The organism is Corynebacterium sp. LK10 (assembly GCF_008042455.1).
In the GTDB taxonomy this organism is placed as follows: Bacteria; Actinomycetota; Actinomycetes; order Mycobacteriales; family Mycobacteriaceae; genus Corynebacterium; species Corynebacterium jeikeium_D.
In genome coordinates this window covers 1-26765 of record NZ_NOVT01000017.1, presented here as the reverse complement: position 1 = coordinate 26765, position 26765 = coordinate 1, and the positions used below count along the sequence as shown (strand labels likewise).

22 protein-coding genes and 1 tRNA gene are annotated in these 26765 nt (G+C 60.4%); 7 read left to right on the top strand and 16 right to left on the bottom strand.

Annotation, left to right across the window (positions count from 1 at the left end):
* Positions 1-19: 19 nt before the first annotated feature.
* Entirely contained in the window at positions 20-1015 is a 996-nt protein-coding gene (locus CHU70_RS05555; RefSeq protein WP_049172390.1) for a thioredoxin domain-containing protein, read from the top strand.
* A gap of 61 nt (positions 1016-1076) precedes the next feature.
* On the opposite strand, the gene CHU70_RS05550 is transcribed toward CHU70_RS05555, so the two are convergent.
* Entirely contained in the window at positions 1077-2042 is a 966-nt protein-coding gene (locus tag CHU70_RS05550) for a GDP-mannose 4,6-dehydratase (RefSeq protein ID WP_038629306.1), read from the bottom strand.
* Positions 2043-2171: 129 nt separating this feature from the next.
* Positions 2172-3461 carry an MFS transporter gene (locus CHU70_RS05545; protein ID WP_070827639.1) on the bottom strand — a complete coding sequence of 430 codons (1290 nt, stop codon included), beginning with the start codon at positions 3459-3461 and terminating at the stop codon, positions 2172-2174.
* A gap of 832 nt (positions 3462-4293) precedes the next feature.
* Here CHU70_RS05545 and CHU70_RS05540 point away from each other — a divergent pair.
* Together CHU70_RS05540 and CHU70_RS05535 are read left to right on the top strand one after the other, a co-directional pair.
* On the top strand, positions 4294-5637 hold the full coding sequence (locus CHU70_RS05540; RefSeq protein ID WP_048732297.1) for an MFS transporter: 1344 nt from the start codon (positions 4294-4296) through the stop codon (positions 5635-5637).
* Between the two features lie 213 nt (positions 5638-5850).
* Complete coding sequence (locus tag CHU70_RS05535) at positions 5851-7902, top strand: acyl-CoA dehydrogenase family protein (RefSeq protein ID WP_147719203.1); 2052 nt, start codon at positions 5851-5853, stop codon at positions 7900-7902.
* 8 nt (positions 7903-7910) lie between these two features.
* Here the strand turns inward: CHU70_RS05535 and CHU70_RS05530 are convergent, their stop codons facing one another.
* From CHU70_RS05530 to CHU70_RS05520, 3 genes are all read right to left on the bottom strand, one after another.
* Complete coding sequence (locus CHU70_RS05530) at positions 7911-8882, bottom strand: N-acetylmuramoyl-L-alanine amidase (protein ID WP_147719204.1); 972 nt, start codon at positions 8880-8882, stop codon at positions 7911-7913.
* A 210-nt stretch (positions 8883-9092) separates the two neighbouring features.
* Positions 9093-9165 (bottom strand) — tRNA-Thr (locus CHU70_RS05525).
* 134 nt (positions 9166-9299) lie between these two features.
* The gene (locus tag CHU70_RS05520; protein ID WP_070859000.1) at positions 9300-10676 is read right to left on the bottom strand and encodes a DNA polymerase III subunit delta'; all 1377 of its coding nucleotides are present in this window, start codon (positions 10674-10676) and stop codon (positions 9300-9302) included.
* An 82-nt stretch (positions 10677-10758) separates the two neighbouring features.
* On the opposite strand from CHU70_RS05520, the gene CHU70_RS05515 reads away from it, so the two are divergent.
* A complete protein-coding gene (locus CHU70_RS05515; protein WP_187269745.1) occupies positions 10759-12285 on the top strand; it encodes an adenylate/guanylate cyclase domain-containing protein in 1527 nt (508 codons plus the stop codon).
* Between the two features lie 87 nt (positions 12286-12372).
* Here CHU70_RS05515 and CHU70_RS05510 read toward each other — a convergent pair whose 3' ends face one another.
* Together CHU70_RS05510 and CHU70_RS05505 are read right to left on the bottom strand one after the other, a co-directional pair.
* Positions 12373-12576: a helix-turn-helix transcriptional regulator gene (locus tag CHU70_RS05510; protein ID WP_147719206.1), complete on the bottom strand. Its 204-nt coding sequence runs from the start codon at positions 12574-12576 to the stop codon at positions 12373-12375.
* Positions 12577-13167 (bottom strand): hypothetical protein, encoded by a 591-nt coding sequence (locus tag CHU70_RS05505; RefSeq protein WP_147719207.1) that lies wholly within the window; start codon positions 13165-13167, stop codon positions 12577-12579. It abuts the gene before it with no gap.
* Between the two features lie 207 nt (positions 13168-13374).
* Here CHU70_RS05505 and CHU70_RS05500 point away from each other — a divergent pair, with 207 nt between their 5' ends.
* Positions 13375-14697, top strand: a complete 1323-nt coding sequence (locus tag CHU70_RS05500) for a DUF418 domain-containing protein (RefSeq protein ID WP_318155831.1) — start codon at positions 13375-13377, stop codon at positions 14695-14697.
* 12 nt (positions 14698-14709) lie between these two features.
* On the opposite strand, the gene topA is transcribed toward CHU70_RS05500, so the two are convergent.
* The gene (gene topA / locus CHU70_RS05495) at positions 14710-17670 is read right to left on the bottom strand and encodes a type I DNA topoisomerase (RefSeq protein WP_147719208.1); all 2961 of its coding nucleotides are present in this window, start codon (positions 17668-17670) and stop codon (positions 14710-14712) included.
* Between the two features lie 288 nt (positions 17671-17958).
* On the opposite strand from topA, the gene CHU70_RS11455 reads away from it, so the two are divergent.
* The gene (locus CHU70_RS11455; protein WP_255348480.1) at positions 17959-18090 is read left to right on the top strand and encodes a hypothetical protein; all 132 of its coding nucleotides are present in this window, start codon (positions 17959-17961) and stop codon (positions 18088-18090) included.
* Positions 18091-18343: 253 nt separating this feature from the next.
* On the opposite strand, the gene CHU70_RS05490 is transcribed toward CHU70_RS11455, so the two are convergent.
* The gene (locus CHU70_RS05490; RefSeq protein WP_005511370.1) at positions 18344-18547 is read right to left on the bottom strand and encodes a cold-shock protein; all 204 of its coding nucleotides are present in this window, start codon (positions 18545-18547) and stop codon (positions 18344-18346) included.
* 308 nt (positions 18548-18855) lie between these two features.
* Here CHU70_RS05490 and CHU70_RS05485 point away from each other — a divergent pair, with 308 nt between their 5' ends.
* On the top strand, positions 18856-21201 hold the full coding sequence (locus tag CHU70_RS05485) for a DEAD/DEAH box helicase (RefSeq protein WP_147719220.1): 2346 nt from the start codon (positions 18856-18858) through the stop codon (positions 21199-21201).
* On the opposite strand, the gene CHU70_RS05480 is transcribed toward CHU70_RS05485, so the two are convergent.
* From CHU70_RS05480 to CHU70_RS05450, 7 genes are all read right to left on the bottom strand, one after another.
* The gene (locus CHU70_RS05480) at positions 21185-21550 is read right to left on the bottom strand and encodes an Rv3654c family TadE-like protein (protein WP_147719209.1); all 366 of its coding nucleotides are present in this window, start codon (positions 21548-21550) and stop codon (positions 21185-21187) included. The genes CHU70_RS05485 and CHU70_RS05480 overlap by 17 nt on opposite strands.
* Positions 21547-21900, bottom strand: coding sequence for a TadE family type IV pilus minor pilin (locus tag CHU70_RS05475; RefSeq protein WP_050773635.1), 354 nt, complete (start codon positions 21898-21900; stop codon positions 21547-21549). The genes CHU70_RS05480 and CHU70_RS05475 overlap by 4 nt, the downstream gene beginning before the upstream one ends.
* Positions 21893-22165, bottom strand: a complete 273-nt coding sequence (locus CHU70_RS05470; RefSeq protein ID WP_147719210.1) for a DUF4244 domain-containing protein — start codon at positions 22163-22165, stop codon at positions 21893-21895. Before CHU70_RS05470 ends, CHU70_RS05475 begins: the two co-directional genes overlap by 8 nt.
* 206 nt (positions 22166-22371) lie before the next feature.
* Entirely contained in the window at positions 22372-23025 is a 654-nt protein-coding gene (locus tag CHU70_RS05465; protein ID WP_147719211.1) for a type II secretion system F family protein, read from the bottom strand.
* Positions 23022-23912, bottom strand: a complete 891-nt coding sequence (locus tag CHU70_RS05460) for a type II secretion system F family protein (protein ID WP_070566579.1) — start codon at positions 23910-23912, stop codon at positions 23022-23024. The genes CHU70_RS05465 and CHU70_RS05460 overlap by 4 nt, the downstream gene beginning before the upstream one ends.
* A 66-nt stretch (positions 23913-23978) precedes the next feature.
* Positions 23979-25124 (bottom strand): TadA family conjugal transfer-associated ATPase, encoded by a 1146-nt coding sequence (locus CHU70_RS05455; RefSeq protein WP_147719212.1) that lies wholly within the window; start codon positions 25122-25124, stop codon positions 23979-23981.
* Positions 25117-26520 (bottom strand): hypothetical protein, encoded by a 1404-nt coding sequence (locus CHU70_RS05450; protein ID WP_242451360.1) that lies wholly within the window; start codon positions 26518-26520, stop codon positions 25117-25119. The genes CHU70_RS05455 and CHU70_RS05450 overlap by 8 nt, the downstream gene beginning before the upstream one ends.
* Positions 26521-26765: the final 245 nt, after the last annotated feature.

Here is a 26765-nt window from a genome sequence, read left to right as displayed (position 1 = left end):
CTGTGGTTCCATAGAAGCCATGAGCGAAGAAAATAAGGACAACATCGCCGCTGACAACAGCAGCGATTCGCAGCAGCCCTCGGCAGACGCAGCGCCGCAGGGGACACAGCAGGAACCCCAGCAGGCTTCTCAGCCGGTACCCACTGAACAGGACTTGGAGTCCTGGTCTGCCGACAGTGATGGAAAAACCAAGTCGTGGTACTCGATTCCGAACGCCGCATGGGCGCTAGCTGTCGTCGCATTGATCGTTGTCGGCGCAGCGGGCTTCTTCGCTGGCTCGCGTTCGGCTAGCTTCAACGGCGTGAGCACCGTCAACATGGCGGGCGTTGCACCAGGCAAGGGGGAAATTGCGCCTGTACCTGGCCCGAATGGCTCTTTCGACGCCAGCATCTACGGCCCAAAGGCGGGAGCGCAGCTGAAGTCCCCGGAGGATATGGACAATGTCCACCGCCGCAATGAAAATGATCCTTTTGCTCTCGGTGCAGTGGATGCGCCGGTCGTAATCTCAATCTACTCGGACTTCGAATGCCCGTTCTGCGCGAAGTTCGCAAACGAAACCGAGTCTGCCCTCGTGGAAAAGTACGTCAATGAGGGACTGGTCCGCCTGGAGTGGAACGATATGGCCATCAATGGTGAGAAGGCCATCAAGGACGCTGAGGCCGGCCGTGCCGCGGCAGCTCAGGGCAAGTTCTGGGAGTTCTCCCGTGCGCTGTTTAAGAAGGCCGGCGAAAAGGGCCAGGGCCACCCGGAGTTCACTGAAAAGGAACTGATTGCCGTCGCTCGTGAGGCCGGTGTGCCGGACATGAAGCGCTTTGAAAAGGAGCTTAAGGACGGCAAGTGGACCGAGGCGGTCGAGAATGCCACCCAGTTCGGTTCCATGCTGGGCATTTCCGGTACTCCGGGCTTCCTCGTTGGTACTCAGTTCGTCTCGGGCGCACAGCCTCTCGACGTGTTCGAGGACAATATCGAGCTGGCTCTCATCCACGCCAAGCGCGCGGAGGAAGCTGGCAAGTAACCTGGCTGACTCACGGCTAACCTACGCGGACGACTGCGCGAAGCCGCCCGCGTAAGCTGCGCTAGCCCTGATTCCGGAAGTACTCCACAGTACGAGCAACACCTTCCTGAATACTCATAGCTGGCTCCCAGCCGAGTACCTCACGCGCCCGCGTGGGATCCAACGCCGACCGCGCCACATCACCAGTGCGCGGCGGTGCAAACTCTGGATTATCCTCGGCATCCGCAGCCTGCGCCACCAACGAGTGCAGCTGCCGATCCGAGGTTTCTACGCCGGTGCCAATATTAAAGCGCATTCCACCACCGACCTCGCCGGATGCGCGGTAGAAAGCATCCACCACATCGTCGACATAGACATAGTCGCGGGTATTTCCTCCGTCACCGAATACCTTGGTTGGCTCTCCCGCCAGCAGTCGCTGGGCGAAAATAGCAACCACACCGGCCTCGCCGTGCGGATCCTGCCGCGGGCCGTACACATTCGCCGGCGCGATGTGCGAGCATTCGAGCCCGTAAAGATTGCGGAACATATTCAAGTACAGTTCGCCCGTTGCCTTTGAGGCGGCATAGGGGCTCATCGGATTGACCGGCACGTTTTCCGTCACCGGAAGCTCCTCCGGCGTGCCGTAGATGGAACCGCCCGAAGATGTAAACACAACCTTGCGGACACCGTGCTTTCGGGCCGCATCGGCAAGTTTGATTGTGCCAATGATGTTCAGCGTCGCATCTCGCACCGGGTCGGCCACGGAAATCCGAACATCAATCTGCGCTGCGAGGTGGAAAATAACCTCCGGGCCGCTTTGCTCGAGCAGCTCGTCCCAGTCCACCTCCAGCACATCGGCGGTTATGAACTCAAAGTCGTCGTTAAGCGATGCCTGCTGGAGGTTTTCCAGCTTTCCGTGGGAGAGATCGTCCAGCGCCGTGACCGCGTACCCTTCAGCCAGTAGCCGGTCAACCAGCGTCGAACCGATAAATCCCGCACCACCCGTCACCAGCGCGCGCGGTTTCGCGCTTGCCGACGATTCTGTCATCGCGGTGACCGGTGATTCGTTCTTGTGCTTCTCCATAGGAAGAACTATAGGCGCTTAGTAAGGAAAACCGCTTATACGTGTGCCAACCTCACATTGACGGGGTTGATTAGTCTTCCGAGGAATGCGAGATTACTCAGCGCGCTGTGGCAGGTTGACAGTGGAATTGAAGAAAATAACCAAGCCCATCAAGATGGCGATGACCATACCGCCACCGAGCATGACCGGGTAGGTCATCCAGGAGATGGACTCGGAGAGCTTGGTCAGAATTGCCGGGAATGCGAAGCCGACGTAGGTCAGGCAGTAGAAGATACCGGTCAGACCAGCCATATCGCGTGGGCCAGCGATGCGCTGTACCTCGTTGAGGCCGGTAAACATGGACAGACCGTAGCCGGCGCCCAACACCAGCGCTGCAATGAACGCCGTCACTGCGGTGGGGTTGGCGGACATCCATGCGGCCATTCCCATGCCGATAACCACGATGCCAATTGCGATTAGCGAACCGCGGGCGTTGTGCTCGGTCACAAAGCGTGGACCAATCTGCTGAATACCGAAACCGCAGAGTAGCGCGAACAGTGTGACCATCGCGGAGTAGAACACTGGCTGGGAGACGTGGTCCTGCAGCAACGACGGAATGATTGCGTAGGCAACACCGGCTGCACCGAAGACCCACGGCGCTCCCATCGCGGCGACGAGCAGGAAGCGACGGTTAGTTACCGAAGGGGTACGCAGGGACTCCCAGACGCTTTCGTGCGGGGCGTTGCTGCCGCCCAGGTGCGGAGACTGGCGGGTCTCCGGCACAGCCACCAGACCGAAGATTGTCGGGATAGAAATCAGGATGTGGATGATATAAGCCAACTGCCCCGGCAGCGGTGCGAACTGCGCTAGCGTGCCGGCAATTCCCGCACCCAGACCAAAGCCCAAGGTCAGCGCCATGGACTGACGCTTCGCGCCTGAGGTTGACTTGGCCTTGGGGTCAAAGCGCGAATCAGAGAGCTCCTTTACCCACGAGCCGCCCACGGCCATGACAATGCCGACTGCCAAGCCAGAGATAAAGCGACCGGTAAGGATAAGCGGGGCGGTAGTCTCGCCCAACGCAATAAGAGTCGACCCCAAAATCGAGAGAACCGGCGCGGCGAGCATCACCGGCTTACGGCCGATACGGTCCGAGATTGGGCCGGAAATCAGCAGTGCCGGCGCGATACCGAGGGCGTAGACCAGCAATAGAAGGTCAATAAACACCGGCGCCAGGTCGGCATTTTCGCGGTACATCACCATCAGCGGCGTGAATTCGTTGCCACCCCACGCGACGGCGAAAACTGCAATTGCGGCAAGCAACCACAACGGCGTGCCCTTATTGGATTTGGCCCTGCCGTGAGGTACCTCATTTTCATTGCCGTTAGTTCCTGCGTGAGAAGACATGTCGTTTACTTTACGACGGTCCCCAGCGCCTTACGCACAATGGTGCAGATTTAAGCCACCGGAGCTAACCACAAGAGGTGTGCCGAGATAGTTGAGCAGGCGGGGCGGGGCAACTGAGTCGGTTAGTGCTGTGGCGGCTAGTGGAGTGGTGGCTAATGCGGTGGCGTGCCCAGTTTGGTCACCTCGGGTTGGTCTCGGCACAAATGCCCCTGAAACCTGGGGCTCACACCCCCGTCTCGGGGTGGCATGTTGCCGACCTTGCATCCCCGCCCCATCCGGGGGCAATGACCTTTTCGACACTACATCGTTATTGTTCCGTTACTTCTTTCGTATCTTGCGTCACTTTCGCCACACTATTCACACAATTTCTGATTATATAATTACAAATTAGTTCAATGTGGGGGTAGCCGAACAGCCATAAAACGCAGATTTCACCTATTTAAGACTGTCTCACACACGAACGGCCCTCAGCTCGCGCACATCAGGCCGGAAACGGCCCGTCGTTAAGTAGCATCCATTCCACACCCTTTACATACCCCCGATTCCACCTTTTTCAGACATCTAGAAAATGAATTCGGTCACAAACAAAGGAAATCTACCGCCATTCACCAACCCCCATTACCCCCGTTGCCCACTTTTTGTCATCGCTCGCTGAAGTTCAAACGCTGGTCGCTACCGGTCTGGCTGTGTAAGAATTCGACACCGTCAAACAATCTGTCCATTCCCCAAACGCTGGCTGAGAAAAACCTGGGGCGATTTCTGCACGACCGCTGAGATCGCCAAGGTCCTCGATGGCCGTGCGGACGGGTATGTAAAGAAAGTCTTGTTATTTATGACTACTTCGATCATCGCGAATGATCCCAAGCAGCGCCGCAAGGTGCTCACGGGAACTCTCGTGGGTACGACCATCGAGTTTTATGACTTCCTGATTTACGCTCAGGCCGCAGCTATCGTGCTCGCTCCGCACTTCATCGAGCCGGCTGCGAAGTCGAACCCACAGGTCGCTCAGGTGCTCGCCTGGGCAACCCTGGGTATTTCCTTCCTCTTCCGCCCGCTTGGCGCTATCGTCGCCGGCCATATCGGTGACCGCTACGGCCGCAAGATGATTCTGGTCTTCACCCTCATCGGCATGGGTGCAGCTACTTTCTGTATCGGTCTGCTGCCGACTTATGAGTCAATCGGCATCGCTGCACCTATCCTGCTGGTCCTGCTCCGTATCTTCCAGGGCCTTTCCGCGGGTGGCGAATGGGGCGGTGCGGCCCTGATGTCCGTGGAGTACGCACCGAAGGAAAAGCGCGGTATCTACGGCGCATTCCCGCAGGCCGGTGTTCCCCTGGGTCTGACCCTGGCTACCGGCACCATGCTGATTGTTATGGCTATCATCGGCGAGGAAGCCTACATGGACTGGGGTTGGCGTGTGCCATTCTTGCTGTCCTTCATCCTGGTTCTGATTGGTTACATGATTCGTCGCACCGTCGATGAGTCCCCGGTCTTCCAGGCTATGCAGGCTGAGTCTGCTGAGCGCTCCGCTCCGCTGCCGGAGCTCTTCCGCAACCACTGGGGCAAGGTTATCCAGGGCGCCCTGATCTTCGCTGCTCAGCAGGCCACCGGTTACCTCGTGATCGCATTCTTCGGCGCTTACGCACAGAAGACACTGGGCTACCCCGCAACCGTCGCTTGGACAGGCACTCTCGTCGCCGGTATCTGCTGGACCATCTTCATGTTCATGGCCGGCGCTTGGTCCGACCGTATCGGCCGCGCAAAGACCTTCATCATCGGCTACGTCCTAATCATGATTTGGGAAGCCGTCATGTGGAGCCTCCTGGATAAGGGCCCGTTCCTCTACGTCATGACCGTCGCAGTCCTCACTCTGCCGCTGGCACTGACCTTCGGCCCGCAGCCGGCCATGTACTCCGAGATGTTCCCGGCTGAGGTTCGCTACTCCGGCGCTTCCATCGCTTACGCCATCGGCGCTGTCCTGGGTGGTGCATTCGCACCGATGATTGCCCAGATGATCATGGACGCCACCGGTAACCCGTTCTACATCTCCATCTACCTGATGGCCATGGCTATCCCGGCACTGATTGCCCTGTTCCTGCTGCCGAAGGGTCTTGAAGACCGAGACCTCATCGAGCACCCGGAAACTAACCTCGACGAAGTTAAGTCGCGCGTCTAGTTCCCACAGCTAGGGGGTCTGCCCCACCGAGGGTCTGATTACGCGAGCCGTCGTCAAGCACTGCACAACGCAGTATTTGCTTGACGACGGCTTTTGCGTTTCCGCCTTCGTTCTATCCCGGTAGCTTGTTTCCGACCCGTGGTCCCGATTTCCTCATGAGTTTCTCAGTCGAAAGCGACTGACAAGCCCCAGATATCCCATTAACGTTGGGTTATGGCACAGAATTCTTCCAGCTCCACGCGAATCCCCCGCCGGCGCTCGACCGACGCTCCGAAGACACTCCCCTCCCGTCCGGAACCGGAAGTGGCACGCGCACTGCAAAAGGTCCTGGACGGCTATTTCCCCGAGGCGCGCGCTGATGTCCGCGCCCTTTTAGAAGACCCCACCCTGCGGCCCACCTCTGGGCTGACCGTGGAGGAGGCCAGGCAGCACACCACCGAGGCGTTGTCCAAGGTGCTTAAGACCGGCATGCCCTATGGTGCTTTCCGCACTGACCAGGGCGGCACAGGAGATACCGGTGGCACTCTCACCGGGATTGAAATGCTTGGCCACACCGACTTGTCGTTGATGGTGAAGTCCGGAGTGCAGTGGGGCCTTTTCGGCGGCGCTGTCAGCAACTTGGGAACTGAGCGTCACGGCGAGTTGGTGCGTGACCTCATTGAGCTGCGGGCTCTCGGCTGCTTTGCGATGACCGAGCGTGGCCACGGCTCGGACGTGCAATCACTCGAAACCACGGCGCACTACGACCCCGAGACGGAAGAATTCATCCTCAATTCCCCTACGGCTTCCTCTGAGAAGTGGTTTTTGGGCAATGCCGCGCGCGATGGGCGCTGGGCTGCGGTCTTTTGCCAGCTCTACACACCAGGGCAGGAAGAATCCCATGGTGTGCACTGCATTGTCGCTCGAATCCGCAATGATGATGGTTCGCCTGTCGACGGAGTTGCTATCGGCGACCACGGCACCAAGGGCGGCCTCTTGGGCGTGGACAACGGCACTCTCATGTTCGATCATTACCGCGTGCCGCGGGAGAACCTGCTTAACCGTTTTGCAGATGTCTCGGCCGCTGGCGAGTACAGCAGCGATATTGACAGCCCCAATGCACGGTTTTTCACAATGCTCGGTGCCCTCGTGCGCGGCCGCGTGACAGTCGGTGCAGCCGCTGGTGCGGCAACCCGCACCGCATTGACCATCGGCACCAAGTACGCACACTTGCGGCGCCAATTTGCTCCCGACGATTCGCTACCGGAAAAGAAGCTCATTGAGCACCGCCAACACCGAATCCGACTACTCCCCCGCATTGCGCGTTCGTACGGTCTGCAATTTGCCACCAACCTGCTAATCAAGCGGATTCACGACCTCGAAGCGGAGGGGCTGGACCGTGCGAATCTAACCCCGGAGCAGGCTCGCGATTTGCGTGAAGTGGAGGCGCATGCCGCCGCATTGAAGGTCGCCAACACCGCACATGCCACCGACGCCATCCAGGAGATGCGTGAGGCCACCGGTGGAGCCGGTTACATGGCAGAGAACCTGTTGACCATTCTCAAAGAAGACTCTGACGTATTCACCACTTTTGAGGGCGACAACGTGGTGATGTTGCAGCTGGTCACCAAGGAACTCTTGGGCGGTTTTGCCCGGGAGGTGCAGAGTTTTTCCAACCTGGAGATGGTGCGCTTTGGCCTCGACAATTTCAGTGGCATATTGCGCCGTCGCACCGGTGCAGATGCCGTCGTCCAGAACCTCTTGGATGCGCTGACTGACGCTGATGAGTCCTCGCTCTTTGACCCCGCCAGCCAGATGCAGCTACTTATCGAGCGCGAGAACCGACTTCTCAAGTCCCTTGCTCGCAGGCTGCGCCCGGCGCGGAAACTGCCTGTTGAAAAGGCCGCGGAGCTGGTGGACAAGGTCCAGGACCACATGATTTCCTGCGCGTGGGCGCATATCGATCGCATGATCCTGGAAGCGTTCTTCGAAGCCGAATCCACGATCACAGACGAGCGCTCTCAAGAAGTGCTCGAGCAGGTTCGTGATGTGTTCTTCCTGTCGGTTGTCTGCGATAACGCCGGCTGGTTCTTGGAGCAGTCACTGCTCACCGGTACTCGCACCAAGGGCGCGCGAGCGGGCTTGGCCGATCTGGTTGATTCCCTTGGCCCCTGGTCTGAGGTACTTGTCGATGCCTTTGGTGTCCCCAGCACCATGCTGGATATCCCCATGATGGAGCCTTACGAAGCGATGACGCCGAAGGCTAAGGCCAACCCGGCTAGTTAGCAGGTTGGCTACTGCGCCAGGAAACCTTCCAGCCCAGCCACAGTGGCCTCTGCCAAGCGCTGACGGCCTTCGCTGGAAGTCAAGAGGGCAATGTCGCTGCTATCGCGCATGTTGCCGTATTCGACCAGTGCCTTTGGCTTCGTCGATAGGTTGAGTCCAGTGAGGTCTGCGCGCGGATTCAGCCCCTCGCTGCCGAGATAGTTAGACGGCGCAAAACCTGCGGCAACAAAGGCATCGCGCAGGGCGGTTGCCAGCGCGGTAGATCCCTGCTCGTCATTATTAGCGAGCGGCTGAGAAATCGCCGACACATGGAATCCGCGGTTGCCCTCTCCAGCGCCGTCAGCGTGGAGGCTCACCACAGCATCGGCGTTGGAGGCATTTTCCTTCTCTGCACGGGCATCGATGCAATCTGCACGACCGGTGTCATCCTCGCGGCTGAGCAGCACCTGGGCACCGCACTGTTCGAGCAGCTGCTTGATTTCCTGCGCCATCAGCCAATTGAACTCGTGCTCCGGAAAGCCGTCATTGGAAGCGGTGCCGGAGGTATTACATGGCTTCTGGCCACCGCGGCCGTCAGTGACCATCAGGTCAGCAGGTGGTGGGGTGCCGGCGTGCCCCGGGTCGAGGTAGATGACCTTGCCGGCTACAGCGCTGGAGCCGTCGGCACGCGAAGTAGCGCGATTAGCTTGCTGTTGTGGCGCGTCGCCCGGAGCGACTGCGTCGGGGTTAGCAGAATCAGGCATTGCAAACTCCTCATTCGGCGGAGTGGGGTTCGGCATCTGCATGGCCTCTTCTTCAGCTGCCAAGGACGTTTGAGTTTCCGCCGAGGCAGCTTGCTGAGCGCTTCCTGCTCTGGAAGCCTCCGTGTCGATGGTGCAGGCCACAAGACCGGCAGGCATGATTGCCGCGGCCGCCAAAACCACAGCTAGTCGTCCCGCTGATGGTCGCACTACTAATCGCTGGTGTCCGGGCTGTCGCATCGTGCGTTCTCCTAGTATCTGCGTACCTGCCATGTGCTGAGTAACAGTAGCAAACACTCGATTGAGAGTCCCCGGCTCCGAGATTTCCGCCCCCATTCGTTTCGGGGAATCACCGCACGTCGGCTTGCCGCCGGATTCGCTCTCCTCATGTTTGACCGATCCAAAAAATAAAAAACGGGACCCTTTTCCAAGGATCCCGTTTTAAAACCGAGCCGCCTGCGAGAATCGAACTCGCGACCTTCTCATTACGAGTGAGACGCTCTACCGACTGAGCTAAGGCGGCACGCACATTGCGCCGAGCTTTCAAGCAAGCAGAAATAACCCTGCACAAAATGTACAAGCGGTAATACTACTGCACTGCCCCCATCGCTACCAAAATGGGGCCTGCAGTCCGCTGAATTGGGCATAGCTGCTGGCTTACCTGCGACCAACCTGCCCTGCGATCTGCAATTTAGCCATCAATTCATCCATCAGGACCGTCAGCTTCACTGCAGTCACGAGCATGCCGCGCACCTCGGTGACAGCATCGATGGAGGCCAATATCGCCTCTGGCGGAAGGCGTCGGGCTAGCTCCGTCGCCGTCCGCCGGCGGTCCGGATTAATGAGATAGACGGAGCCATCCCCAAACTCGGAATCAGCGCCAGAATCTGAAACAGAAGCGCCAGAAGCCGACCCAGCACGTTCCGCCCCAAACGCCAGCACCAGGGCGTCACGGTAAAGCCCCATAATGTCGGTCAACGACAGGTCAATCAGATCTGACTCCGCGCGCCTGCGCCGCCGCTTCTGATTATCCTCCAGCTCCTTGATCACGCCCTTAGAGCCGCGCAGCGCCGCCTGTGCACCCTTGCCAGACGCACCTACACCCAACGAGCGCTCGAGATTCTCCAGCTCCTCAGCCTCTAGCGGCTCCATCCGCCGCTTCACCTCGCCAGCCACTTCGTTGGCTAACTCTCGCGCCGCCAAATACGACTTCGCCGGGTCGAACACGGCCTCCACGAAATCCAGGGCCTTGCCCCGCCAGGCACGCGAGCCCTCATCGGAGACAAAGCCACGCGCACGCCCAATGTGACCGTTGGACACCGTCGCGGCCCAGACCGCTTGCTCGTCGGTAAGCTCTGGCCGCTCTGCGCGCAGGAGGTTTGTAACGTCGTCGATATGCGGCGTCGGCACATAGACGTGGCGGCAGCGCGAACGGAGCGTAACGGAGAAATCCTCCGCGTTCGTCGTTGGTGCGCACATGATGATGACGGTGCGCAGCGGCGGTTCTTCCACCACCTTGAGCAGCGCATTTGAGGCGGATTCGTTGAGACGGTCGGCATCTTCGATGATCAGCACGCGACAATCCGCCGTTGTGGGCATCTTGTAGGCCCAGGGCCGCAGCTCGTCCCTCACCGTCGCCACGGAAATGATGGTGCCCTCCGGGCGCACAATCTTGATATCGCCATGCGTTCCCGCCAGCGCCGTCCGGCAGCCCTCGCACTCGCCACATCCGGGGTTGTCATGCCGCGTGCACAGCAGCGCCGCCGCAAACGCCGTCGCCGTCACCGACCGCCCCGACCCCGCAGGTCCCGTGAACAGCCAGGCGTGCGTCATGTCCGAGTCGCGTGGCACATCGCTTAACGACGACCCCGCGTCCCCACCTTCCGGCGAAACCTCCACCCCATCGCCTGCCAGCGGTTGACCATTGGCAAAGCGATAATGCGCAGCGCGCACAGCAGCCTGCAGCCGCTGGCGAACCCCACCGGTTTCGGGCATACGAGAAAACACGCTGCGCTCTGTCATCGGCTCTGTCATGGCCACAACTCTAGCGCGCCCCACGAGACTCTTGTGAGGTAACTACTCCCTGCAATCCGGGGTTGCCACTAAGGTAGTAATCATGCAACGGCTCTGGCGAAATCTGAAATGGCTAAGCGGGACAATGTGGCCTGCTTATGCCTCATTTATCTTCGTCTGCAACCTTGTCGGAGCCATGATTGTCGGCTTGTTCCTCGGCATGCTGTTGCCACTGAACCAAGAAACTCACCTGCCGCGGTTGGCCAATGGGGTCATCTATGCCCTGGCTGGTTACCTGGTTCTGGCAATTATTGCGGGAATCGGCACTACTTGGATCCTGTTCAAGCCGTTGTTGAAATGGCAGCGTCATCCGGATATGCACGATCCGCGGCGGGTACGATATCTGGTCATGCGCGTGCCTGTCTATCAGGCACTTTTGGGTACCGTCATCTGGTCTTTGGGCGTGATTGTCTTCAGCGCGGTCGCGTTCACCTATGACAGCAAGATTGGCATGATGGTGCTGCTCACCTCGGTACTCGGTGGCGCCATGGTGGCGCTGTTGACCTATCTGATTGCGGAGCGCATGGTGCGTCCGGTCGCTGTGGAGGCGCTGGCGCGTCGGGCTCCGGATTCCTCGCTGGAGCCACCGATTGGTCACCGCCTGCGCCAGACATGGGTGTTGACCAGCGGTGTTCCAGTGGTGGCAATCCTGCTTGTGCTGCTCGGTCAGCGCCGTGGCATGTTTACAGATGATGCGGCGGATCTCCTGCCTACGATTACCGCGTTGGCAGTTTTGGCACTCATCACGGGCTATTTCGGCACGATGCTGGCCAGCATGTCCATCGTCGACCCGATTCGGGATCTCACGGGCGCAATTAACAAGGTCCGCCAGGGCCAGGTGGAAACGCGCGTGCCTATTTACGACGGCTCCGAGATGGGTGTCCTCCAAGCGGGCTTCAACGAAATGATGCGCGGCCTGCAGGAGCGTCAGCGGGTGCGTGACCTCTTCGGCCGCTACGTCGGCTCTGAAGTCGCTCGTAAGGCCCTGGAAGAAAAGCCGACTCTAGGCGGCGAGAATCGCCTCGTCGCAGTGCTATTCGTGGACGTGATTGGTTCAACCAACTTCGCGGAGAAGAACTCGCCAGAGGTCGTTGTCCGTGAACTCAATGCCTTCTTCGACCACGTTGTTGACTGCGTACACCGCAATAAGGGCATTATCAACAAGTTCCAGGGTGACGCGGCTCTGGCTGTCTTCGGCGCTCCCCTGCCCCTCGACGACACTGCTGGTCACGCTCTCACCGCAGCCCGTGAACTGCGCGAGGAACTGCTCGACCTCCAGCTCACTGCCGGTATCGGCGTCTCCGCTGGCCACGTCGTTGCCGGCCACATCGGCGCCCGCGACCGCTTTGAGTACACGGTTATTGGTGACGCGGTTAACCAGGCTGCCCGTCTGACTGAGCTGGCTAAGGACACCCCGGGCCGCGTGCTCGCCACGGCTTCCACTATCCGCCTGGCCAACGAGGACGAGCAGGCTCGCTGGACCACCCTGAAGTCTGTGGAGTTGCGCGGCCGCACGCACATGACACAGCTGGCGCGACCGGTGCGTCCGACGCTTGCCGACGAGGCCTAGGGAGCAGCGGACTCGTTGGTCTCGCTGTGCTCATGCTGTGCCCGTTGGACGCCTAACATCCCTAGACTTCTCAGACGGCGAGCACACTTACTCCACCGAGAATAAATCCCCTGGCTGGCAGTCCAGGGCTTCACACAACATAGTGAGCGTCGTGAAGCGCACGGCTTTCGCCCTGTTGTTTTTGAGCACTGAGAGGTTGACCGGTGTGACCCCGACCCGTTCGGAAAGGGCTGCGAGCGTCATACCGCGGCTTTCCAGTAGCTCATCCAAGTGGCACACAACCTTCGCCATTTAAATGAGCCCTTCCTGGTCTTCCTGCATTCGCGCGGCTCGGAACAACATAACTCCGAGAGTGGAGATGACCATCATAAGAACAAACCATATTCCTAGATGCTGATAGAAATCGGCATGGTCGCGCTGGAACCACGTGCTCAGATTCAGGTCACCCGCGACCCAGTTTTCGCCCATAAGTTGCAGGAAGCCACTTGCCGGATAGATCACTGCCAGCCAGGAGATAGCCATAACGCGTCGCGCAGTCTTAACCGTAAAGAACTCGCCCTTCAGGTACGAGAGTGAGAACAACACGCAGAGCACGGCAATCGCGGCGACGATAGCGCATCGAACAACAGTCGCGGCAATAAACAAGAAGAGGGCTCCACCACTCATAACCTCGATAGGAACCCCTTTGTCACTTCCCAGGACTTCAGGCAGGAGCAGGGTCAGATCGCTGGGGAACTGTTGGTGAAGAACCGGGCGGCGGAGCTGGAGCAAGATGTACGCCAGCGCAAGCACTCCGACAAAAAGGCCCGCGATTACATCCCGTCGTTCCTTAGTTTGATTGACATATGGGTCATTTGGCTTCTTGGCCTGGGGAGATGTCATAGCTAGTTTCCTTGCTGCACCGTCATTGGCGCGGTTAGTGAGATTATTCTGCGGGCAGACTGGGTCCGCCACCCAACTCCAACACATCGTTATTCGATGTATCGATTTTCGATACTATATCGCTTTTCGATATACCGCAAGGTTCCTGCAACAATCGCCATCCGCCGCCAACCTGCACACCCCCGACAGTTCCTTTACGTTGGAGGAATGACTGACAACCGCCCCAGTTCTAGCACCAGCCCCAGACCTCGCATGCTCGTCCCCGATGCCGCTCGCGGATTCGCTCTCCTCGGCATCGCAATCGCGAACATTGCCACTGCCTGGCTGGTTGCAGATCCCGAACTGCCCGCAGCATTCTTCGGAGGCGTCATAAACGACAGCATCGCAGACAAGGCCACCGTACTGTTTACCGCTGTGACCGCACATAGCCGCGGACTGCCGATGTTCGCAACGCTGCTCGGCTTCGGTGTCGGACTCATTGTCCGCAGTTTGGCCAGGAGGAACTTTCCACGGTCGCGGGCGCGGGTGGTCGTCGTAAAGCGTTATGCGTTCCTGGGGCTGTTCGGCGTTGCGCACATGCTGTTTCTGTTCTTTGGCGACATCATGTTTCTCTATGGCATCTGCGGCATCATCCTCGGGCTACTTATGGGCCTCAGCAACAAGGTGCTGACGATTCTCGCGTGGATTGCGCTGACGATCAACGCTGCACTGAGCCTGCTGTTTTTGGGATTCGTAATTGCGATGCCCGACGCCGAGTTCGTCGGCTCCGACATGAGCCAGTTCGTCAACGGCGGTGCGATTGAAACAAGTTACCTGGATATGCTCGCCGCGAATCTGCAGGTCCTGACAATGAGCATCACTACCCTGCCGCTGCAGCTGTTCCTCTACCTGCCGGTGATGATGATTGGCTTCGTGTGGGCTCGCAAGGGCGTGCTTGACGACGTTGACGCGCACCGCCCCCTGCTTATTCGGTGGCTCGTGGTGGCTGTGGTCGTGGCTTTCGGTATCGGCATCCCTATGGGGTTGGCAGCGATTGGTGTTCTTCCAGCCGGACAGCACATGGCCTTCTTGGTAATTAATAACTTTGCCGGAGTGTTCGCCGGTCCTGGCATCCTAGCCGGGCTGGCGTTAGCACTGCAGCCGCTCCAACGACGCCTGAACGAGGGCGCCGCTGTACCTGGTTGGCTGGTGCCGATTGTGGCGCTCGGCAAGCGTTCGATGACGGGCTACCTGATGCAGTCGGTGATCTTCTTTGCGCTGGTGTACCCGTTTATGCTGGACATCCCGCGCGACATGGGCGCGTTCGTGCAAACTCTCATTGCTGTGAGCGTCTGGTTGGTGACATTGTTCGCCGCGTGGGCGATGGAGCGTCGCGGCATGCAGGGTCCGTTTGAGAAGGTACATCGCCGGCTGTCGTACGGGCCGACGATGCGAGCGGAGTTGGCCGGGGTCGGTGGCCCCAAACCGGCTCCGCAGGATGCGCCGGATGCGCCGGGTGCTGCGGGTGCGCCGGATGCGGCGGGCGCTTAAGACCTACTTGCCCTACTTGCCCCGGCGCGTCGCCTTCACCACGCGCTTGGTGGTGCGCTTGACTGCTTTCCTGGTGGTCTTCTTCGCAGCCTTCTTCGTGGTCTTGCGAGTCGACTTCTTCGCCGCCTTCTTTGTGCCACCATCGGCGGCTTCCTTCGCACGACGCTCAGACAGCAGTTCGCAGGCGCGGGCATCAGTCAGCGTCTCAGGGGTATCCCCCTTGCGCAACGAAGCATTGGTGACGCCATCGGTGACGTACGGGCCGAAACGGCCATCCTTCACCGACATCGGACGACCGGAGACATCGTTGTCGCCCAGCTGCTTCAGCGGCGGCTTCGCAGCAGCACGACCTCGGCGCTTCGGCTCAGCGTAGATACGACGCGCCTCGTCCAAAGTCACGGTGAAAATCTGCTCTTCGTTGGCCAACGAACGCGAGTCCGTGCCCTTCTTCAGGTACGGACCGTAACGGCCATTCTGAGCAGTAATAACCTCGTTATCGACCGGATCGACACCGACCTCACGCGGCAGGCTCATCAGCTTCAGAGCCTCTTCCAACGTGACAGTCGACGGCTCCATGGAGGAAAACAGCGAGGCCGTCTTCGGCTTCAGAGTTTCCTCGATGATTTCCGCGGTGCGCTTTTCCTTCTGCTTGGCAGCGGTCTTGGTTTCCCAGTTCTTCTTTCGCTTGCCCTCGGCAGCGCGCTGAGCGTCCTCTTCGGCGCGCTCAGCTGCGATGATCTCCTCAGCCTTGGCTACGACACCTTCGCGCTCTTCATCGGTGACCAGCTCGGTGACGTAGGGGCCGTAGCGGCCATCGCGAGCAACAATCATGCGACCATTGGCCGGGTTAATGCCCAGCTCACGACCACCCTGCGGCATGGCCAGCAGCTTCTCGGCGGCGGCCAGATCCAGCTCGTCCGGAGTCATGGCCTCCGGGATGTTGGCGCGCTGCACCTCGTCGGCACCGTTGTCACCGGCACCCGGGCGAGTGCGCTCCAGGTACGGTCCATAGCGGCCAACGCGAACGATGATCGGGTTGCCCTCGGCATCGTCGAAGAGGTGGAGCGAATTGACCTTCCGAGCATCAATCGATTCCAAGTTCACGTCGATGATGTTCTTCAGACCACCGTGGGTCGCAATGGCGTCGGCTCCCTTGTGGCGGTGATCCTTGTCATCACCGAAGTAGAAACCGGTCAGCCAGGTCGTGCGATCCTTGTTGCCCGCGGCAATGCCGTCGAGCTCATCCTCCAGCTCGGAGGTGAAGTCGTAGTTGACCAAATCGGAGAATGCTTCCTCCATCAGCCCCACCACGGCAAAGGCCACCCACGAGGGCACCAGAGCGTTGCCGCGGGAGTAGACGTAGCCGCGATCCTGAATGGTCTTGATAATCGACGCGTATGTCGACGGACGACCAATTCCCAGGTCCTCCATCTTCTTCACCAAGCTGGCCTCGGTGAAGCGCGCAGGCGGGTTGGTGGAGTGGCTGTCGGCACTGAAGTCCGTGGCCGTCAGGCCCTGGCCTTCCGTCAACTGTGGCAGACGCTTCTCAGCGTTGTCGGCGACCTTACGGCCGTCGGAAAGCGCGGAGACCTCGACGTATGCCTTGAGGAAGCCCGGGAAGCGAATCGTTCGTCCGGTGGAGGCGAACTCGACGGCGTGCGTGTCGGTGGCGCCAGCGATGGTGACCTTCATGGACGTGCCGCGTGCGTCGGCCATCTGCGAGGCGACGGTACGCTGCCAAATCAGTTCGTAGAGCTTGAATTCCTCAGCATCCAGCGATCCCGCCAGCTGCCCCGGCGTTGCGAATGTCTCGCCAGCCGGACGAATTGCCTCGTGCGCTTCCTGCGAGTTCTTCACCTTGCGCGAGTACTGGCGCGGCGCATCGGCGACGTACTCCGAGCCGTAGAGCTCCAGCGCCTGCTTACGCGCGGCGTCGATACCGGCCTTGGACAGCGTCGTGGAGTCGGTACGCATGTAGGTAATGTGACCGTTTTCGTACAGACGCTGCGCCACACGCATCGTGCGCTCAGAGGTGTAATGCAGCTTGCGGCCCGCCTCCTGCTGCAGCGTAGAAGTCATGAACGGCGGGTACGGGCGGCGCGTGTACGGCTTCTCCTCCACCGACGCGACCTTGAGCTCAGAGCCCACGAGGTCCGCCGCCAGGGTTTCGGCGAGCTGCTTATCGACGACCCGGATGCCATCGGACTTCTTCAGCTGGCCACGGTCATCGAAGTCTCGGCCCTGCGCTACGCGCTGACCATCAACGCTGGTCAGGGTTGCAACGAATTCCTTCGGCTGGTTGGCGTCAGCAGAAGTCGAGCCGGTGTCCAGAGTGGCGGCGACATCCCAGTACTCAGCGGAGATAAACGCCATGCGCTCGCGCTCACGCTCGACGATGACACGCGTTGCCACCGACTGCACACGGCCTGCCGACAGGCGCGGCATGACCTTCTTCCACAGCACCGGGGAGACCTCGTAGCCGTAGAGACGGTCGAGGATACGGCGACCCTCCTGGGCGTCGACCAAGTTTTGGTCCAGCTCACGGGTGTTGGCGGCGGCTTCCAAGATGGCCTGCTTGGTGATCTCATGGAACACCATGCGACGCACCGGCACCTTGGGCTTCAGAACCTCCAGCAAGTGCCAGGCAATAGCCTCGCCCTCACGGTCGGGGTCAGTTGCGAGATAGAGTTCGTCGACCTCCTTGAGCTTGGCCTTCAGGTCGGCGACTTTCTTCTTCTTATCAGCGCTGACGACATATAACGGAGCGAATCCGTTGTCGACATTCACACCCAGACGAGCCCAGGGTTCCTTCTTGTAACGAGCCGGAACGTCGGCTGCGCCACGGGGCAAGTCGCGAATGTGGCCCACCGACGCCTCCACGATGTAATCATCGCCGAGATACGGCTGAATCTTGCGAGCTTTCGTCGCCGACTCGACAATTACAAGGCGCTTGAGGCCGTCTGAATTCGCCATAGAAGTTTTTCTATCCTGCAACGTTGAATGTTTTTGACTGTTTAGATTCTTGTTTTCGTTTAAATCTTGGGGTTCTTGGCCGGACTCTGGCTGGGCTTCAGCTGTGAGAGGCCCGCAATCGGTTCCAACCGGTTCCGATCAGTGCAAATCAGTTCCCGGCCGCGTTCTCCCCGGAAGATTATCTGGAAAGAATATGAAGAATATAAGGAATACCGTACACACAATCTAGTTTGTCGCGTGGATTCCTCAAGTATCGGGCGGATTTTGGGTGTGACTGAAGGGGCTGCTGTGGGGGATCCCCGGTGGCCGGCAGTTGCCGACCCGACGACTGCTGTGCGGCTGGCCATGATTATCCCAGTGGCTGTCAGTGGCTGGCCACGACAGGCCACAGCGGGCGCAGCCGCCGCAGCGGCCGCGTGATTGCGGGCTGCAAATGTGAAACTGTATGAGTTTATGACACTTTCAAGCCATTTTTCGGGCCATTTTTGTCATAAACGTAGTCAGTAACTCGGATTGACCCACTGCCCCCAGAAATGCAAAAATCCCACGCAGAAATTACTTTCCGCGTGGGAGAATCAAGGCTTACCCCATGAACACAACATGGGCCTTGAAAAGCCAAAAATTCCGCGAACCAAACTGAACAAACGCCCAGTTCACCCCGGAAACGGTTGACTTACAGAGGCTTCACGTCCAGAGCCTGCGGGCCCTTCTGGCCCTCACCAATCTCGAACTCGACTGCCTGGTTCTCTTCCAGCGTCTTGAAACCAGTGCCCTGAATCTCGGAGTAGTGAACGAACACGTCGTTGCCACCGTCAGCTGGGGCGATAAACCCGAAGCCCTTCTCCGAGTTGAACCACTTCACAGTACCCTGTGCCATTACAAAACTTCCCAACTTCAGGATTCGATAAAACAAGTATTCGCCACGCACGTCCGGTCACGCACGATGGGGTAAACACGGCCAGAACACCCTTTCCGCCTCGAGCGGGCTTTTGCCGGGTGCCCTTTGGCGGGCGATACACTCAAAAAGTCTGCCACGTTTGGGGCGCGAGCGCCGATTAGCAACAGCTTCTTGCCACCCCCGTAAACCCCGTGCTCGGGATCCGGAGAAACTGGGGTGTTGAGCAGCGGAAAAGTGGCTGGTAGGAAGCGTCGTCAAGCATGTGAAGTGCGCGTTTGCAGGAAAGGATGGTGTCGGTGGAGTCGTTTGGACGGGAGCTGCTGGGGCCGGTTATTCGTGCACATCCGCGGGCGACGGTGACGCACATTGCGGATCTTCCTGCGCGCGCTGGCGTGACCGCACCTTGGCCTGAGTGGGTGCCGGATTGGCTGAAAGAAGTGCTGGTAGATCGCGGAATTGAGAACCTGTGGACTCATCAGGCAGCAACCGCGAACCTCGCCCGCGAGGGCGTGCACTGTGTCGTCGCGACGGGCACGGCGTCGGGCAAATCGCTCGGTTACCTGCTGCCCGTGCTCACAGAACTATCGGCCACCCCCGCGGCCACCGCGCTGTACCTCTCCCCGACCAAGGCGCTGGGCGCCGATCAGTTGGACACGGCTCGTGCGATGGCACCGGCGTCGCTGAGCTCGCTGATTTCGCTTTACGACGGCGACACCCCGCAAGACGCCCGGCGCGCCATCCGCGACCACACCCGTTGGGTGTTTACCAACCCCGATATGCTGCATGTTTCGGTCCTCGGCAATCATGTTCGGTGGACGCGGATGCTGCGCAACCTGCGCTATATCGTCGTCGACGAATGCCATGCCTATCGAGGCGTATTCGGCGCCAACGTCTCCCAAATTCTACGTCGCCTCCTGCGGCTGTCCCGGGAATATGGTGCCTCGCCGACCGTGATTTTCGCCTCTGCGACTACCAACGACCCTGCTGACCAGGCTCGTCGCCTCATCGGCGAGCCTGTCGAGGCCATCACCGAAGACGGCGCCCCGGTCGGCGAGCGAACGATCGCCCTGTGGGAACCCGGCCTGCTCCCCGACCTCCAAGGCGAGAACGGCGCACCCGTGCGCCGCCCCGCCCCGACCGAGGCCGCGGATATCATGGCCGACCTGCTTGTCGAGGGCGCCCGCACCCTGACCTTCACCCGTTCGCGAAGCAGTGCTGAGAAGGTAGCGCTCGGCGTGCGTGAGCGCCTGGAGAAGCGCCACCGCAGCGATATCGCCGAGCGCATCGAGTCTTACCGCGCCGGCTACCTGGCCGAAGAGCGCCGCGACATCGAGCGCATGCTCGATGACGGCACCCTGCTAGGTGTGGCCACCACCAATGCATTGGAGCTGGGCATTGACGTCGGTGGCCTCGACGCGGTGGTGCAGGCCGGTTTCCCGGGCACGGTCGCTTCATTCTGGCAGCAGGCCGGCCGCGCGGGTCGTCGTGGCCAGGGCGCGCTGGTGGTGCTGGTGGCTCGTGATGACCCCATGGACACGTACTTGGTCCACAACCCGTCCGCACTGCTGGGCAGGCCGGTGGAAAAGACCGTCTTCGATCCCCGCAACCCACATGTGGTGTGGTCACACCTCTACTGCGCGGCTGTGGAGAAACCCGTCACCACCAGCCAGCTTCAAGCGTGGGGAACCATGCCCGTAGCCGAAGACATGGTGGCCGCAGGCTGGTTGCGCAAGCGCACCTGGGAAGGACAAGAACCTGTCTACTACCCGACCGACCGCGATGAGGGACCGCGCATTGCCACTGCCCACGATGCCGTGAACGTCCGTGGCGGCGATGGTCAGGAAGTGGCTATCGTCGACCAGACCGATGGTCGCCTGCTTGGCACCATCGATCTTGGCCGTGCGATGCAGCAGGTTCACGACGGTGCCGTCTACTTGCACCGCGGCGAGTCCTACCTTGTCGACCAGCTGGACTTCGACAGCCTCGTCGCCCTGGTCCACCCCGAGCAGCCGCGCTATTCCACCAGCTCGCGCATGGACACCACCATCCGCATCCTCGATGTTGACGATATACGCCACTACCAGGGCTTACAGGTCGCTTCCTGCCAGGTCGAGGTCTTTCACCAGGTCACCTCCTATCTTCGTCGTCTAGATACCGGCGAGATTCTCGACAGTGTTGAGCTTGACTACCCTCCGCAGCGTTTGGTCACGCGCGCCGTGGCCTACACGATGCCCGAATCCACCCTGCGCTCGTGGGGCGTGGGCTCCGACATCGCACCGGGGGCTCTCCACGCAGCCGAGCATGCGGCTATCGGCATGCTGCCGCTGATTGCCACCTGCGACCGCTGGGACATCGGCGGTGTTTCCACAGTCATGCACGCCGATACCCAGCAGCCCACCGTTTTTGTTTACGACGGGCACCCTGGTGGTGCGGGGTTTGCCGACCGTGGCTACGAGGCCTTCGCTCAGTGGATTCGCGCGACTCGCGATGCCGTCGCCGCCTGTGAGTGCGAATCCGGCTGCCCATCGTGCATCCAGTCGCCCAAGTGCGGCAATGGCAACGATCCACTGGACAAGGCCGGCGCAATCAAGGTGCTCAGTGGGGTCTCTCGCACGCTTAACGACGGCCAGTAGCAGCATCCTCCACCACTACCGGCCCTGCTCTGGACGTTGCTTTTCTCTCCTTTCGTTGGACGCTGACCTGCACGTCCTCCCCATCAATCTCGCAAGCCACAAGGCGTGCGTGGTTAGCTTTTGCGATTGACCCCGCAGCTTTGCAGGCGTCGTCGCTCTCTTGCGCAGCCACGGCGCCGGCCACCGCGGCCAGATCCGCTGCTACCGCTGCCTGCCGAGCCTGCACCACCCTCACCCCGGTTGTAACTCCAACCAAAGTCAGAACGACGAAAGCGGCGATGAACAGTGCGGCTGCGACTGTGGTGGAACCTTCTTCTTCCCGGAGAAGGCGGGCTGTCAGGTTTCTCATGACGATGCCACTCTTTCCCGCAGTGCGACCGCGCGTGCTTCCAGCGAAAATGGCCCCGCTGAGCGCCGAATAGTCACGCGCACGGTACCGGAAGTCTCCGATATCGCGACCTGTCCATCCGCGTCTGCGCGGAGCTCGGCTACTGTCTCCGCATCGCCCCGCGCCTCAGCCCGTGCGATGGCTCCGGCTGCGTCGGTAAGCCCTAGGTACATTGCGATGGTGACCAGCCCTGACAAAGCCGTGACCATGACTGTGACCAGTGCCGCGAGACCGAAAGCGGTTTCTACCGTGGTTTGGCCTTCGTCGCCGACGCACAGGCGATGAAGCGTAGAGCGGATGCGGCTAGACATCGGTGTTGAGCGCCCTTTCGATGATGTCGGTGAGCGCCTGGGTGATATCGCCGCCGGTCACTACGGTGTAGAGCAGGGCCCCGAAAGCGGCGGCAGCGATCGTTCCGAGAGCATATTCCACAGTTGACATGCCGTTTTCCTCGGTTACCAGTGCGCGCAGGCGCTTGTGCAAATACGAGCGCAGCTGGGACTGTGCAGCGGTCAGCGGATTGGTCGGAAGATTGGTTGGAACGTTGGTTGGACGGTTGGAGTTTTGAGTGGTCATGAATGTTTCCCCCTATGTGGATGTCGAGTGACAGGTCAGTTGTGAGGTGCGATGTGCATTGACGCGCGTTGCCCCGCGCTGACGCATGGTGGATTGCAGCGTGGCAGGTGGCCCGCGTGCACAAGCGAGAACACAACCGAAAGCGCAACCAGCACTGCATCCGGCGCGTGCCAGCGCGCGAGGCTGGGCGCAGAACTGTCCGAGCTTCATGACGGCATCAGTCCTGCAAACATTTCGTCGGCAAGCCCGGCGATTGTGGGCACCAATCCCAGCACCACAAACGCGGGTAGAAAGCACAACGCCAGCGGCCCGGCAATGAGGACACCAGCCTTTTCCGCGACGGCTTGCGCCGCATCGTGCGCTTGACTGCGGTACGTGGCAGCGGTGTCCTCCAATGCCTGCGCCAGAACGGTGCCGGATTCGCTTGCGCGGCGCCCAGCCGTCGCCAGAGGCACGAGCGCGGGCGTGGCAGCAAGGCTGTCCCAAGCGGAGTGCGCGCCCACAGATAACCTGGCGGAACACTGTCGAAGTGGCTCGGCCAGCTCAGAGTTTGCGCCATCGGCGGCTGCTTCCATGGCCTGAGACAATGGCATACCGGAGCTCAAACAAGCGCCAATGATGTCGAGGGCCGCCGCGGCATCGAGCAGCACAGCCGGGCTGATGCGCTCACCGCCAATGACAGTTCGCACACGTTCCCGCACCTGTGCGGCAATCTGCGCCACCCGATTGGTCACCTGTCGACGTAGGCCTCCTCGCACACGAGCATCCGACTCGGCTACCAATTCGGGCAGTCGGCTGCGGACGGGATTGAACGTCGGCAAGCAGAGGTAGACGGCGATGAGAAGTGCGGCGGCAATCATTGTCCGGCCTCCGCACGATCGATGATGGCGACCGCCCATTCGATGCCCGCGCACACCAGCCCGACACCGATGACCAGCACAATTCCTCCGATACCGCGACTGAGGAACTCGAATGGGGAAGCCCCGAACGCTTGCCCCATGACCAAACCGAACACCGGCAGTGAAGCCAAGATGGCGATCGTCATGCGCGGTCCCGCCAGCGCAGCAGACGTCTGTGAGCGATGCGCCTGACGAGCCTGCAAATCACCCCGCGCGCAGTCCAGCAACCCAGCCAAACTCAGACCGTGCTGCTGCGCCACCGTCCACATACGCCCAATCCGGCGCAGTTGCTCCGAAGATTCTTCGCCCTCCCACGGGTCGGCGAAGTTCGCGCGATGCGCCGCGTGCGCGAGATGATCAGCCAACACAGTCTCATCCTCTGACCTGCGCAATTCCGCTGCTGCCGCGTTGAGCGCTCGTGAAGCCGCCACTCCTGCGCGCAGCTGCGCGGTCAAGGTTTCCAGCGCTACCGCAGCGCTGTCCGCTTCCCGACGTTCACAGCGCCTCTCCCTCACAGCGCGCACTACTGCCCCTGCGGTGCGGCCCAGCAACAGCCCGGCTATGACACCTGGAATCCCGGCGAGCCACAGCAACACGAGTGCTGGGCCTGCAACGATGAGGATTGATAGTCCTGTAGTTCGATTCGCACTGCCAGTGCTTGCTGCACTCGACCCCGTGGAACCAGCACCAAGTCCAACCATGCGCTGCAACCACTTCAGCCCGCTGGACACCTCGCGGGCACGGCCTGCCAGTGCTCGCGAGCGCACCGCCGCCGAGCTGTCCGGCCAGATAGCGACTACTGCAGCCACGCCCCCAATGAGCATCGCCACGCTAAACCCTTCCCCCATAGCTGTTAATCTCCCCGTCTAATCCCCTGACTTTTCCTCTAGTCATTCCATCGGGTATTCCACCGGTTATTCCCCGCCGACCAGCAACTTCTGCAACGCTTCCCAACCCGGCCCAGGCCCATCCCGAGCAGTCCAGACCTCCACCACCTCCGGTGGGTTACCGCGTAGCAGCCCGATCTGTGCCAGCCTGCGAACATCAGCGCGTTCGACCACCAACACCACCTGCACCGCCGAGACCAACTGCGCATGCAGCCCGGCGCGACCAAGGCCACCGATCAGCCCCAGGGCCTCAAAGCGCGCGACGACATCTCCAATCCGGTTGGCGTGGATTGTCCCCGCCCCACCGCGATGCCCCGTATTCAACGCTGCCAGCAGATCCACCACTTCGGCGCCGCGAATCTCACCGACGACAATGCGATCGGGACGCATGCGCAACGCCTGCTTCAGCAACTCCTGCTGTCCAATCGCGCCGGCGCCCTCCAGGTTGGCGGCCCTGGTCACCAGCTTCACCACATGCGGATGCTGAGGCTGCAGCTCCGGAGTGTCCTCGATACACACAATGCGCTGGTCAGGATTAACTTCTGAGAGCATCGCCGCCAATAGCGTGGTCTTTCCCGCACCCGTGCCACCGGCGACAATAAACGACAGCTGTCTCGCCACGATTCCCCGCAACACCGGCAGAATTTCCGGTGGAAATAGCCCGACATCGCATAGCTCCGCAAGTCCGCGACGAGCCGGACGCAGCACCCGCAGGCTAATCTGAGTGCCGGTCGCCGACGGTGGGGAAAGCACCGCATGAACTCGCACACCACAGCCGCCGACACCACCAGGAATATGGCCGTCGGCCCAGGGTTGCGCGTCGTCAAGCCTTCGTCCGCACCGCGACGCGAGCCGCACCGCATACGCGCGCACCTCGCCCTCGTCCGCGAAGGAAATCTCGGCCCGCTCCAGTCCGTTGCCGGCGTCGACCCAGACCTCGCCGGGCGCGGTGACCAGCACATCGCTGACACCCGGGCGGCGCAACAGCGCATCCAACACGCCCGCGCCCACTGTTTCCTCACGAATCGTGCGTAGAATCTCCAGCACCTTCACATCGGAGACAACCCCCGAGGTCTCTGCGCGAATGATGTCGGCGACCTCGCTATGCGATGCCACCCCAGGCCGCTCCGCAAGCGCCGTCCGCACCGCTGCCAACAGCCTGACGTCATCCATCGCCACCACCGCCGACAAGGGCAAACATCGCTTCCAATCCCCGCGTCAGCTTGCCGACGGCCCCAGCGAGCCCGCCCACATCTATCTCGTGAGCTACTTTCTTGCAGTACTCAATCTCACCAACAATGGGCAGGTCGAGAGCGTATTCCACCTCTTCGACACTGATATCGCGGTGCTGCTGGTACCGAACTGCAAGATTTGGGGTGAACCCCGCCTGTGCACAGATGCTCGCCAAAGGGCCAGCGGCTGCGATAGCTCGAACGGAGGTGGGCAGGACTATGACGGTGTCATCGGCAAGCGCGCCGAGAGTGGTGACGTACTCCACCTGCTTCGGGCAGTCCACGATGACCGTAATTCCGGCATGAATAAGGCAACTAATGGTGCTGGCAATGTGCCGGACATCGTCGGGCCTGTCGGTTCTGCCGGACCTGTCGGCGCTGTCGAATTTGTTGTTCGCCGTAGCGTAGTTGTAAGCCGTCTCGGGCGTGCGACTGCGAGTCCACGTCAACACTTTCAGCGCGGGCGATCGCGGGCAGGATGGCAGTGCTTCGTAGAGTGCCGCCCCGTCGAGACGGCCATCAGCAGCCGAGAAATCTTGCCACCTCAATCCCGGTTCCGTTTCCATCCCGAGCACCAGATCAATACCTCCCGCCAGCGCATCTGCGTCCACCAAGCAGATGGGCCTTTCGCGGGAAAGAACCAATGCACTCGCTGCCGCCGTAATGGAAGCACCGGCACCGCCGACCGCAGGAACCACCATCAGGCACGTTGCCGTGGAATCGGTTGTAGTTGCTGGCACGTTCGGTGCGGGTTCTGTACCTGGTGCTGTAATCACGTCTGCGCTCGCAGGTGACGCTGGGGTGCGTTGGTGGTTCAGGAGGCTCGAGCCGTGTTGGAAATCGGAGAGCCTCGGACCATCCGGGCGTACCTCGGCTCGGCCGAGAAGTTCGACAATATCGACGTTATCCGCGGGCAAACTAGCGCTGTAAACAGGAGCTAAAACCTTCGCCACCTGCGTATCTTCCGCCTCAGTATCACTGCGGACCAGAAAGATTGCTCCCTCACAATGAGGCCGCCCGGCTAATCTTCGGGCTGCCGACGCATCAACGAACACCGCTGGTGCCCGACGCCACAGGGCCGATGAAACTCCCGCTCCGGTCGATGCGGGCACTGACGCTGTGGCTGATACTGGTGGTGATGCTGGCGACGATGTCAATGCTTGTGCGGCCACTGGCGCTGTAGCCACAGGTGGCACGGTCTCTTGCACACAGTCACGACCGGTAGCAGCGACTATGAGTGCAACCTCTTCACGCAGCGCTTCATCATCGACAGCGTTGACTACTGGATTTGCTGGAGCCCCGGTTCGCTGAGCCATGGACAGTTGCTTGATTGCCATGGCCATAGCGTGCACTAAAAGGCGGATTCAATGATGCTCGCAAGGAGCCAAAACCTCGCTGTCTGTGGATAATTTTCAGACTGTGGATAACTGCAGAACGCCATGTCGCCTTTGCCTTATGGCTACTGCGCGGCCTGGCCAATGCAAGTTAGTGACTGCGTTTATGTCAAAAATGGCACGAAAAAAGGCCTGAAAGTGTCATAGACTCGCACAGTTTCACATTTGCAGCCCGCATTTTTACTACA